Annotated in this window: 10 protein-coding genes; 6 read left to right on the top strand and 4 right to left on the bottom strand. The window is 38.0% G+C overall.

Annotated features, from left to right (window positions below; translation table 11 throughout):
* Both KV40_RS25910 and KV40_RS25905 read left to right on the top strand, forming a co-directional pair.
* Positions 1 to 708, top strand: a 708-nt coding sequence (locus KV40_RS25910; RefSeq protein WP_036487379.1) for a group II intron maturase-specific domain-containing protein, incomplete at its 5' end; no start/stop codon positions are given.
* Between the two features lie 5 nt (positions 709 to 713).
* Positions 714 to 1,241, top strand: a complete 528-nt coding sequence (locus KV40_RS25905) for a hypothetical protein (RefSeq protein ID WP_216595728.1) — start codon at positions 714 to 716, stop codon at positions 1,239 to 1,241.
* Between the two features lie 88 nt (positions 1,242 to 1,329).
* Here the strand turns inward: KV40_RS25905 and KV40_RS25900 are convergent, their stop codons facing one another.
* Both KV40_RS25900 and KV40_RS25895 read right to left on the bottom strand, forming a co-directional pair.
* Positions 1,330 to 1,545: a hypothetical protein gene (locus KV40_RS25900; protein ID WP_172657344.1), complete on the bottom strand. Its 216-nt coding sequence runs from the start codon at positions 1,543 to 1,545 to the stop codon at positions 1,330 to 1,332.
* Between the two features lie 200 nt (positions 1,546 to 1,745).
* Positions 1,746 to 2,576 carry a sulfurtransferase gene (locus tag KV40_RS25895; RefSeq protein ID WP_036487376.1) on the bottom strand — a complete coding sequence of 277 codons (831 nt, stop codon included), beginning with the start codon at positions 2,574 to 2,576 and terminating at the stop codon, positions 1,746 to 1,748.
* A 98-nt stretch (positions 2,577 to 2,674) separates the two neighbouring features.
* Between KV40_RS25895 and KV40_RS25890 the strand changes: the two genes are divergently transcribed.
* Complete coding sequence (locus KV40_RS25890; protein ID WP_036487374.1) at positions 2,675 to 3,352, top strand: LuxR C-terminal-related transcriptional regulator; 678 nt, start codon at positions 2,675 to 2,677, stop codon at positions 3,350 to 3,352.
* A 292-nt stretch (positions 3,353 to 3,644) separates the two neighbouring features.
* Here the strand turns inward: KV40_RS25890 and KV40_RS25885 are convergent, their stop codons facing one another.
* Positions 3,645 to 4,259 (bottom strand): tyrosine-type recombinase/integrase, encoded by a 615-nt coding sequence (locus KV40_RS25885; RefSeq protein ID WP_036486562.1) that lies wholly within the window; start codon positions 4,257 to 4,259, stop codon positions 3,645 to 3,647.
* A gap of 158 nt (positions 4,260 to 4,417) precedes the next feature.
* Between KV40_RS25885 and KV40_RS25880 the strand changes: the two genes are divergently transcribed.
* From KV40_RS25880 to KV40_RS25870, 3 genes are all read left to right on the top strand, one after another.
* Positions 4,418 to 7,390 (top strand): Tn3 family transposase, encoded by a 2,973-nt coding sequence (locus KV40_RS25880; protein WP_036486564.1) that lies wholly within the window; start codon positions 4,418 to 4,420, stop codon positions 7,388 to 7,390.
* 116 nt (positions 7,391 to 7,506) lie between these two features.
* Entirely contained in the window at positions 7,507 to 8,508 is a 1,002-nt protein-coding gene (locus KV40_RS25875) for a phospholipase D family protein (protein WP_052055972.1), read from the top strand.
* Positions 8,509 to 8,899: 391 nt separating this feature from the next.
* Positions 8,900 to 10,903 carry a hypothetical protein gene (locus KV40_RS25870; RefSeq protein WP_156114185.1) on the top strand — a complete coding sequence of 668 codons (2,004 nt, stop codon included), beginning with the start codon at positions 8,900 to 8,902 and terminating at the stop codon, positions 10,901 to 10,903.
* 4 nt (positions 10,904 to 10,907) lie between these two features.
* Here KV40_RS25870 and KV40_RS25865 read toward each other — a convergent pair whose 3' ends face one another.
* Positions 10,908 to 12,110: a glycoside hydrolase family 10 protein gene (locus KV40_RS25865; protein ID WP_036487370.1), complete on the bottom strand. Its 1,203-nt coding sequence runs from the start codon at positions 12,108 to 12,110 to the stop codon at positions 10,908 to 10,910.
* Between the last annotated feature and the right edge of the window lie 33 nt (positions 12,111 to 12,143).

Raw genomic sequence — 12,143 nt, 5'->3', positions numbered from 1 at the left:
GGGTTTAATATCAGAAGATTCAATGGGAAGTGCATTGTTAAACCTCAGAAGGAAAAGGTAAAGGAAAAACTCAACCAGATTAAAATATGGTTAAAAAAACATCCAAACGCTAAACCTGAAGCGGTTATAGATGTCCTAAATCCAATACTGAGAGGTTGGGGAAACTACTACAAACATGGAGTCAGTAAAAAAACCTTTGCAGACTTTGATTACAAATTAGTCAAAAAGCTAATTAAATGGAGCAAAAGGAGACATCCAAACAAAGGCATGAAATGGGTAATTCCCAAATATTTTGGCAGAATAAAAGGGAACAAATGGGTATTTAAAGCGGATACTAAAAACAGACAGGGCGAAGATACAACCAAGTTTATCCTTAGATTGGCTACCATACCAATCATCCGTCATGTCAAAGTAAAAAGTGATGCCTCCCCAGATGACCCCCAACTGAGAGAATACTGGGAAAAGAGAAAGACCAAAATAGGCAAGAATCATTATGCCAAGGGGTCTAAGCTCTACAGGATTGCAGAATTGCAAAACTGGAAATGCCCCGTTTGTAAACAACACTTGTTTAATCAAGAGTTGATAGAGACACACCATAAACAAGAAGTGGCATATGGAGGAAGCGACGAGGAATATAACCTTGTTCACGTACACCAAAAATGTCACAGACAAATACATGGTAAACGAGCTAAGTCAAAGATAGCTTGAGCCGTGTGATTGGAAACAGTCAAGCACGGTTCTTAGAGGGGGAGGATACGGCGACGTATTCCTCTCTACTCGACAAGAGTAAAGAAGGTTTGTATGTAGCGGTACTAGAACGAGGATTTAATAGCTATATGCGACCACTTCGAGAACTTTCTCTAGATAATCTTCCTTCCGAAAAGGCTTTAGAACAATATGTACGTTGTCTTCTAGAAAATTTAGTCAAGAATCCTAACTGGCCACTGATTATGTGTTACGAAGCACTGCAAAATCAGGGTAAGTATTATCAACAAATTAATATTCACAGCATTGATGAAATATTGATTGCTATCTTGGAGCAAGGTGTCGCAGATAAGAGCTTTCGTTCCCTCGAACCCAAGATGATCGCTAACGATATTATTGGTATTTGTGTGTTCTATTTTTTGAGTAGGGAAGGTCTAAGTCATATTTACCCTGGTAAACAAATGTTGGGCAAGCAGATGTTGGAATTACACACTCAACAGGCAATTGAATTAATTATGGCGGGAGTCCGCGCCTGATACAAGTTCGCATATGCGACCTGGGGGCGAATTTCTTTAAAAGAGAAATAATACAAGGGTATATAGCAATTTGCCACAAAATGACGTATTATTTAGAACCTCTCGGAATCGATCGCCTCAAAAAACAATCGGTTAATTTGTTACTTAGCTTTAAAAATGCCGACTTTAAAAATATTTCTCCCCAATATTCTATTAGTTTAAAGCACATCATACTTAGCCCTACGTTAATAATGCTAGGATCGTAAATACCATAGTATTCAGCTTCTTCTATGATTGCCTCTTGAGTAGAAATAGCTAATTTCATCCAGTTAGTTATTATTAGCAGATAACTTTGTTGATATAAAACTGTAACTAAGCACATAGTTTCTACAACCTTAGATTTTTCTAAATCGTATATGCTGCCTAAAATTATTCGCTTGAGTCGTTATTCCCAAATTTACTAGAACCAAAGTCCTAATAGATTGGGTGTTGTATTTTCAACATTGTTTAGTTGTGTACGAGCAATTACTTTTCTACAGGTAAGTCGGGTGTCCTACTCCATTCATTCCAAGAACCATCATAGTTTTTGACCTTGGGATAACCTAGTAGATATTTCAAAATAAACCAAGTGTGTGCCGAACGTGCGCCCACGGCACAATAGGGAATGATTAATTTATCGGGAGTTATGCCTTTAGAAGAATAAATCTCTCTTAATTGCTCGACAGATTTAAACGTTCCATCTTTATTATGAGCCAGTTCGTAATAAAGACTAATTGCTCCTGGAATATGACCTCCACGTTCGTCGGCTGTAGGTGGATTCATCATATATACTTCGCCACTATATTCTTGAGGAGTGCGGACATCTAAAATAACAGTATTGCTGTCATGCAAGGACTCTTCGACTTGCGGTAGGAGAACGCGCAAATTATTGTCGAAAGACTTAACTTGATAGTTAGTAGGCTCAATAACCGTTTTTTCGGTCGTCAGAGGATAACCGTCTTCAATCCATTTTTGACGACCGCCATCTAAAATACGTACATCAGCATGACCGATAACTTTCAGCAGCCAAAATATAAAACCAGAAGTAGCAGTAAAATTACCATGAACCGCAACTACAGTAGTATGGTTATCGACTCCAGATTTTGCCATTAATTGTTCTATGGCGGTTGGCTCAAAATCAATTTGAAAATTAGGTTTCATTGGTGCAGTACCATCCCAAAAGACAGACCCAGGAAGATGACCTCGTTGGTAAGCTTCTGGATTTAAGTCCATTTCAATAATGCGAACGCGAGGGTCTTCCAAATGATGGGCTAACCAATCAGTAGTTACTAGTTCGGGATGTGTGTAATCGGACATAAGTTATAACCTTTAAATAATTCAACTTATGGCTATGATAGAGATCGGGCTAAAGTGCGGATAGTCCTCAAACGGGTACACTTTGTTAATCGATATCAATGAGTTCTCTAAAATCTCTGGTTAGCGCGATCGCTCTTGCCGAAACTCAGTTACAGCTTGAAGATTCCGTCACTGGTAAGATTGGCGAATATTTTGCAGCCAAACGCTATCGACTATTTTTGTTATCGCAACTTCCTGCTGTGGCTAGTCGGTCTAAATTATTTAAGTTGGCTATCTCTACAGAATATAATCCCGTACTGCGCTATCTCTTAGAACATCACGCCCCCGTCCACGAAGAGGTATTATTACCGACGGAAAAATGGAAAACTATCTGTCCGCGTTTCGACCACGCTCACGTGATGGTAGGACCGATCGTCGATGGTGGTAATTTAATTGGTGGTTTGGCTCTAACGCGCGATCGCCATTCTCTGGCTTTTAACAGTCAAAATTTGCTCGATCTCAGTGCATTATGTCTGCATATCTCTACACGGTTGACAAAAATCCAGTCACCGCATAGACAATTAAATAGCGATTGTCTCAAACTAGTTACTCCCCGCGAACTACAGATTGCTCGGTTAGTCGCTCAGGGATTGACCAATGCCGAGATCGGTCGAAGTCTTTGGATTACCGAAAATTCGGTCAAACAAGCTTTAAAACGAATGTTTCGCAAACTAGGAGTTGCTTCTCGCACTGAAGCTATCGCGCTCTTATTTTGTTCGTCTACAACTGATTGCTAGGACAAATTTCTCATCATTAAATTACTTCAGTTACTATCTTGGTCGTTAGTGAAAAATAGCAGTTGAGAGTTCAGAAAACAGTTTCAAACAAAGAAAGGATACAACTGCTGTATTTACTCAAAAGCGAAGCGAACAAGCTCAGACAATAACGATAGCAGCTAATATTTTAGAAGCCATTTATAGGGGAAGAGCCGAGATACGTGCAAAATAGTGCAAGATAGGCTTTAAATCCTTACTCTGCCTGAGTTATAGCTAATAATACAAATCAACTATCGAATCTAAAATATGATAACTAATCAGTCCAAAAACTCTCGAATCTAGAAGGATTTAGCTGGGTGTAGCGAACGGTATGCTGAATATTTCGATGTCCCAAATAATCCTGAATCGCTCTGGTATCCTGTCCATTAGTTGCCAGATAATAACCACAGGCATGGCGTAACTGATGGGGATGAACTCTACCTTCGATTCCTGCCAATTTTCCTGCCCTGGCAACAATATGACGAACCGAACGAGTAGACAGAGGTGCTTTTCTTTCGGAAACAAAGACATACTGTGTATCGGGATAATCTTTCTTCAATTGTCTCAAAGCTCTTAACTCAGGAGAACGAAGGGGATGTACGCTATGATGACCGTGTTTAACTCTTTGAACCTCTAGATAACCAGAAGTTAGATCTAGTCTCGACCATTTAAGAGCGACTAATTCTGCCGTCCGCAGACCGTGACGAAACATCAACAGAATCATTGCAGCATCTCTGACTCTATTCCTGCCGACACTTTTGGCAGCTTTCATCAAAGCCTGAACCTCTGATGGTCGCAAATATTCCCTTTCTCCTTTCGAGGATTGTTTGACAGGAGGGAAATTTTTAAACTTTGCCGAAAAAGAACCTGGAGCAGTTACTTGTAGCATAGGTTGATACCTCATGCTGCGGTCTATGTCTTAATGATACTTTGCCGAGAATGATGTCTTTTAAGCAAAGTAATGTTTCGTAGCACGAATAAAGATCAAAGCAATGCTGTAATCTCAATAAGAATTGTTAGTCGAGTTTATCTGCGGAGGCGATCGATATTACCGTAATTAGTCGAACTGCTTATCCTCAGTTCAAACGTTATCCATCTAACAAAGAACTACACGAACTTTATACCCCAACGGTCGAAGAAATAAAATTTGTTACCAGTCGTACCAGAAGCAAAACAGGACTGTTGGGCTTAATGGTAATGCTTAAATCCTTCCAAAGATTGGGCTATTTCACTCATCCAGAATTAGTCCCTCAGCCAATTATTATTCACTTACGCACTTGTCTAGAATTAGATGATCGAGTCTCTCCTGTTCCTTCCTTACGGTCGATTCGCTACTATCAAGAAGCTATCAGAGAATATTTGAACATCAGTCCCTATGATAATCGAGGTCAAGAATTAGCAGCGATCGCTATTAGAGATGCAGCCTTTGTCAGAGATCATCCCGCAGATTTAATTAACGTAGCCATTGAAGAGTTAGTAAGACAACGCTACGAATTACCAGCCTTTAGCACTTTAGATCGTTTAGCCTGTCATATTCGCTCGATTGTAAATACCCGTTTATTCAAGCGAGTAGCCCGCAAACTATCCCCCACTGATAGGCAGAACATAGATGGCTTGCTAGTTCCCGATACTGTTGAGAATACTAATGCCAATCTCAACCTCCTCAAATCCCCTCCCAAAAGTCATAAACTCAAGTACATCAAAGAACTACAGGATAAGTTCGATACCATGATGCTGGTGGGAGATGCCCAAAAATTACTCTCATTTATCCCTGCGACCAAAGTTAAATCCTTTGCTGCACTAGCCAGAACTCTAGATATTTCTGAATTTAACGATTTTAGGCTGCCCAAACGCCGAACTTTACTGTTGTGCTTGCTCTACCAAGCTCAAGTGAAAACTCGCGACCACATGGTAGAGATGTTTCTCAAACGGATTAAAAAAATCCACAACAATGCCAAAACCAAGTTGGAGTATTTAAGAGAGAAATATCTCAATCAAACCCAGACTATGTTGGAAATGTTTGGCGAGATTCTGGTTTTCTCCGAGAAATCCCCAAGCTATACTCAATTGGGAAAGCAGGTACAGGGCTTGTTAGACAATAATGGCGGAACTCCTTTACTACTAGAACAATACTCGGAAATTGCCTCTGTTAATACCAAAGACCATTTTCCCTTACTCTGGTCGTTTTATTCCCCCTATCGTAAGGCATTATTTGACTTGGTAAGATCCTTAGAAATTTGCTCTACTTCCAACGAACAGTCAGTCATCGAAGCAGTACGGTTTGTTCTAGACAACCAGCACAAAAGAAGTAAACTTCTCAAAGCCAATTTAGACTTAAGTTTTATCGGCGAACAATGGCTAAAGCTCGTAGTTGTAGAAGTTAATGGCGAAGAATTGTTGGTGCGCCGTCAGTTAGAGATTTGTATTTTTTCCTATTTAGCTCAAGAACTCAAGACGGGAGATGCTTGTGTCATAGGTTCGGAGAACTATGCTGATTTTCGCCAACAATTATTACCCTGGTCGGAATGCGAACCAAAAATCGCCGAATACTGTTCTTCCTTGGGCATTCCCGATACCCCAGAAGAATTTGTCTCCCAACTGCAAGAGCGACTTACTACAGTAGCTCGCGAAGTAGATCTTATTTGCTCAAAGGGCGACCAGATAACCATTAATGAAGAGGGTATTCCCGTTCTCAAAAGAATTACCGCTCAAGATAAACCCGACGGTACAGAAGCTTTGTTTAACGCCATTCGAGAACGTTTGCCCCAGCGTAGCGTGCTAGATGTTCTCTGTAATGTAGAACATTGGCTAAATTGGACGAGACATTTTGGTCCTTTATCGGGCAGCGAACCTAAATTATTAAACCCTCAAGAAAGGTATATCCTGACAGCATTTGGTTATGGATGCAATATTGGTCCTAATGAGATGGCACGTCACGTCCGAGGAAAAGTAACTTCTCATATGCTTTCTTATACCAATCGCCGTCACGTTACCAGTTCTTATTTAGAAGCTGCGATTAAAGATATCATCAATGCCTATAACCGCCTTAGTCTTCCCAAATGTTGGGGTAGCGGAAAAAAAGCAGCAGCCGATGGAAGCAAATTTGAAATCTATGAAAATAACCTGATGAGCGAGTGTCATATTCGCTATGGGGGTTACGGCGGAATCGCTTACCATCACGTTTCCGATACTTACATTGCCCTGTTTACTCACTTCATTGCCTGTGGAGTTTGGGAGGCAGTTTATATCCTCGATGGGTTGCTGAAAAACACTTCTGATATTCAACCCGACACCCTCCACGCAGATACCCAAGGACAATCTTCTACCGTTTTTGCCCTTTCTCACCTATTGGGGATTAAATTGATGCCCAGGATTCGTAATTGGCAGGATTTAGATTTTCTCCGTCCCCATAAGGACGAAGTTTACGATTATATCGAGCCTCTATTCGATGATGTTGCTGAATGGAAGTTAATTCAGACTCATTGGCAAGACCTGATGCGGGTTGTACTGTCAATTAAAGCAGGAAAACTTTTACCTTCAACGGTTTTAAGGAAATTGGGTAGTTATAGTCGGAAGAATAGATTGTATCAGGCTTTTCGGGCTTTAGGGAAAGTCATACGCACCATGTATCTTCTGCGATTTATTTCCGATCGCGCTTTGCGACGAGAGGTTACTGCCTGTACTAATATCGTTGAGAGCTATCATCATTTTTTAGATTGGCTGTTCTTTGGCAAAGACGGCGTAATTACAGACAATGACCCCGTAGAACAAGAGAAGCGACTAAAGTATCTAGATTTGGTAGCTAGCGCGGTAATTCTCCAGAATACGGTAGATATGACTGGGGTAATTCGTTCTTTGAGTGCAGAAGGATTCAAGATTAATCGTCGGATGTTGGCAACTATGAGTCCTTATATCAACCGCAATCTCAAGCGATACGGGGACTACGTGGTGGATTTGAAGAACATTCCCCAACCATTTGAGGTGGCGATTAACCTGCCAGCTAGTATTTTTGAAACTTAAGCAGAGTAAAGGTTAAAGGGCTATCTTGCACTATTTTACACGTATCTCGGCTCTTCCCCTATTTACGTAGAGAAATTATCGAGATAGAAAGTATCTCCAGTGCTGCTAGAGAGCTAGTGCAAAAGTACCAGCAGGAAATTGTATCACCACCAAAAAATATCGAACTCAAAACCCCAATTAACCCCAGTCATCAATTTATTATCGGTAAAAGAAGTAGCCGCAAAGCAATTGAGGAGTTAATTAACCAAGCAGAGGAATTTCTGTTTATTTCTAGCTACATCATAGAAGATCGCAGTATTACCGAGTTAATTTGTCAAAAAGCAGCCATCCTACCACAAGGAGTCTGGATACTTACAGATCTAAACAATGAAGTTGTAGATGCGATCGATACCCAGGTAGAAGATATCCCCAGTTCGAGAGAAGCTTATCAACCCTCCGATGCCAAAAAAGCTCAATGCTTAAAACTGCTTTTAGCTGCGGGTGCGCGTATTCGTGGTGGTGCTTTTCATCTCAAAACTTATATCTCAGAAACAGCAGCTTATTTAGGTTCGTGTAATCTAACTGGAGGAAGTTTAGACTTTAATTTAGAAAGTGGTTTCATCTGTCAGGGAACTACTACTCATCAAAATTTGTGGCAATACTTTATTCGCTGCTGGGAACATAAAACCAAGTACGATATAGTTCCCTTGCCGTCTGGATTTATTCAACGTACTCTTAATAATTCGTCACCTGACAGTAAATTTAGTTCTCAGACACTTTTAACCCCCAAGCAGTATCGAGAGGATTTATCTTGGGAATTGAGTAAAGGTTCGGAAAAAGTAGCAATATACAGCCGCAACTTTTCACCCGATACAGAAATTCTTAGTTTACTTGCAACTCGCTCTACTAGTGTCTATGCTGACGGTTTTATAAATAACCCCAACCATCGGATAACAGCCTATTTAAAATCGGGAGTTCACGCCAAAGTTACGCTTATTGGCGATCGCGTTGCCTATCTTGGCGGAGTTAACTTCCAGTTTTCACGACGCGGATTTAGTTTAATTGACCTAATGTATAAAACTTGCGATCGCGACGAAATCATGCAAATTCAAAGACAATTATCAGTTTCATCTTTTTAATTAGAGGATTTATTTTATGGCTCGTTTATTTAATCTCGAATCATATCCCAAACTTTGTACAAACACCAATCTATACGAATACAAAACGCAAACCGAATACAAAACGCAAATTAATAGCTCAGTTGCCTATAAAAGTTTTTTAGATAACTATAAAGAACTAGGTTATCGTAATGATTCTAATTATTCTCAAGAATTAACTATTACAGAAGAATCAATTCCTTTAAAACATTTGGGAATTAATTTAACTGAAGGCAGTGATAATATATATATTATTAGCGATCGCGTCGATTCTTTATCACTGAAGAACTTTCTCAAGCAAGGAGAACGCTATATTTATCGCAGCGTTTACCACTACTGGAATTACCGCCAACAAATTGCCAATAACTTAGATTTGGATAGTTCTGTTGTGTTTATCGATCTCAACAGCTTAAGTGACGAACCTTATTGCTCTTTACAATTTATAAAGCGATTGCCAACAGATTATTATTTCACCCCAATTGTTGATAATAGAAACGAAGTAAATACTGATTTTAAACCTACTTTAGATATTAAAAAACTTCACGACAATATTTACCGCAATTTAGCACAGGCAATAATATCTCATAACTTTCCACAACTAGCTACTGATAACAATAGTATCAAGCATCTAAAGTCATACTTACAAAAGATTGAAATTTTTAAAATAGCTCAGTCCCAAAGCGATTTAGGAGAGTTCTTTGTTGTTGTTGAAATTTTAGCAAGAGACAAAATTTACTATAAGTCGGTAAGCCTAGCAGTAGAACTATTAGAAAATATTGTTATAGAAGAAATAGATGTTGAGACAATCGCAAAATTTACTCAAAACTACTTACAACAATCATTTGTCTTAATTAGTGACTACAATTTTTTACCTGAATTCAGAAAAGCCTTAGATAGTAGCAATGTTTTTATTCCCGACGCTCGCTTGCAGGAATTTCCACAAATCTGGGAAGAAAAACAACAATACAACTTTCCTTTATTCGGTCAATACCTCGACAAAATCAAATTTCAAATTAAAAGACAAGGAAAACTAGAATGGATTGAAGTTTTATCTAAAAATCAACAGGAGCATATTTATTACGAAGGAGATTCCAAAGCTAAACGATTTATTGCCCGCATACAGGAAACAGGACAAGATTACTTTAAATTAAAAAATTCATCTACTATTTTACCAATCAAGATAAACGATCGCGATTATTGTGTTAATGGAATTACTCAAGAATATATAATTATTCATCCCTTATCAGAATCAAAAGCAAAACCTGAAGAACTAGAAGTAAGAATTGAATTTGTTGTCAAGCTTGGTTCTATACCAAAACTAAGAGTAACAGATAAAGAAAATAAATATAGTATTGAATCCCAGTTGGGCGATCGTATAGCTATCGAAACTTCTTTAAATTGTATTCCTTTAAAAACTATTTTAGAATATCGAGAACAACAGTTTAAAAATAAAATTCCCAACCACGATTTATGTAAAAAAATAGCTGTTTCTATATCCTCAGTAAAAGAAATAGCTTTTTTTGAAAAATTGCCTTCGATTGCCGCGCCTATTCAATCTGCCAACCAAACAATAAAATTATTTAGAGATAATAAAAAAATAGAACCATTTCTTTATATAAATACTAACCATGATATTCTAAAAGACTTGAAGTTTTATATAAGGCGTTTTTTTGAGCGTGGTATAATCAAAGCGATCGCCAATTACTTTGAAGACGTATCTACACTACCTGGTAACGAAAAACAAAATATTCATAACGCTATCATCAATGTATTCAACTTCATAGGTAGGACACATGAGCTTTCAGAACCTTATTTGTCTTCGCTATTCTTCGAGCGACAATACATACAAAAAGCAACTAAAAAAATTGGTAGTCAGTACTATACATTTCTTGCTAAAGTTGCTTTTAACAAAAATTTTCAAATATCGTACTTTAGTATTTTTGATTTATCTTTTAATGGCAAAGTTCCATGTTATCAACTAACAGATTATCTTTGGGGATATAGCCGAGTGCTATTATGGTACTCAGAATTTTATTGTCAATATCAAAATAACGAACTAAACTATTTAAAACATTTTACATTAATTACTAATCATTTGCTCGATGATAAAATTGTTGCTGGAAGTAATCAGTCTAGAGGATATCAACAAGATGCCTTTTTAGCACTAATTTATTTACTGACCTTTCGAGAAGCAGATTCACAATTTTGCTCTACTGATACAGAAGAATATCAGCTATCAAAAAAAGTAATCAAAAAATATAAAAAATCTTTGGTATATTTAAAAACAGTTCCCAATATATCTCTCAATAAATATTTTGAAGAATTATTAAAAGGTAAAGGAACTCTAGAAAATACCGAAGGGTTTCTCGAAGGATAATTAATCAATTGAATAAATGTTGAAAAGTTTGTTCGATACTAGTAGCTGAACTGCTTTTAAATAGCCACAGAGTAGTTTCCCAGCAGAAAAAAGAAACACCATTATAAGCAGCATTTCTAACTATTTCCACCTCGCGTTGAATTTGTTCGCTTGTTTTTGGTGAATGAAACGGTCCAGTATAAAGACCGATAGCAATTGGAGTTTTTTGCTTTAGATAACTCAAGCTATTGTTATTTAGTTCGCCAGCTAATTTGTTAGTAGGGCGATACACCTGTACGATAACCTCGTCGAGTAAATCTAATTCTACCCAGCGCGACCAATTTTGTAGATATTTTTGGTAAGCAAAATCAGGTAAATTTGGAGACAGAGATATAACAGCTTTGTCATTAGCAGCACGGACTTTTTTTACCAGTTGAGTCATAAACTGAGTAATTTTTTCGGCTCGCCATGCAAGCCATTCTGGATCTGAGAAATTATTGGGCGGACTAGAACCATAATGTTCTTGGCGATATAACTCAATTGTGTAAGAATCGTATCCAAACTCAACAGGCAGTCCAAAATGGTCATCTAACTGAATACCATCTATTGAGTATCTTTGAACCACATCAACTATTAGATCGGTAAGGAAATTTTGCACTTCAGGATGAAATGGATTGAGCCATCCTTGATTGAGTCCTGTAATTTCCTCTTTAAAGTTAAATAATCGTTTTGGTATCCAATTTGGTTTATTCCCTCGGTAATTTTTTACAATGTCTCCGTTTTTGGTTGTAGTCAGCCAATCTGGATGTTTCCGAGCAATAGCGGACGTAGTAGGAATCATTAAGCCATACTCAAACCAAGGAATTAACCGTAAGTGTTGACGATGAGCTTGATAAACTAAGCTAGAGAGAATGTCTTCATGAGTCAAAGTTGTTAGAAAATCTTGCTTCCGTCCTTCTGCTTGTTGGGTTACTGGACTAGGATAGAGAGTATAGCCTCTATTCCAAACAGCAGGATAAATAGTATTTAGTTGGTGTTTGGCTATATTAGCTACTACTTCGTCTAGTCTAGTTGTATGGTAGGCAAGAGATGAACCATAATTGGTCATCCAAATTCCTCTTAATTCTTGCCCTTTAACAATTTGCTCGACAGCAGGAGCTTGCCAAAAACATATAATAAGAAAATACGATACAAAAAATATTGTTAATCGTCGATACCACTTGAGCATAAAAAAACTGTTAAAAAGAATTAATGCAGTTAG

It is taken from the genome of Myxosarcina sp. GI1 (genome assembly GCF_000756305.1).
Classification (GTDB): domain Bacteria; phylum Cyanobacteriota; class Cyanobacteriia; order Cyanobacteriales; family Xenococcaceae; genus Myxosarcina.
This window is presented reverse-complemented; position numbering and strand designations above follow the sequence as displayed.

Coding starts and splice junctions, on each gene's coding strand:
- KV40_RS25890 (WP_036487374.1), top strand. CDS start 2,675: ATGAGTTCTCTAAAATCTCTGGTTAGCGCGATCGCTCTTGCCGAAACT.
- KV40_RS25865 (WP_036487370.1), bottom strand. CDS start 12,110: ATGCTCAAGTGGTATCGACGATTAACAATATTTTTTGTATCGTATTTT.
- KV40_RS25900 (WP_172657344.1), bottom strand. CDS start 1,545: ATGAAATTAGCTATTTCTACTCAAGAGGCAATCATAGAAGAAGCTGAA.
- KV40_RS25895 (WP_036487376.1), bottom strand. CDS start 2,576: ATGTCCGATTACACACATCCCGAACTAGTAACTACTGATTGGTTAGCC.
- KV40_RS25885 (WP_036486562.1), bottom strand. CDS start 4,259: ATGCTACAAGTAACTGCTCCAGGTTCTTTTTCGGCAAAGTTTAAAAAT.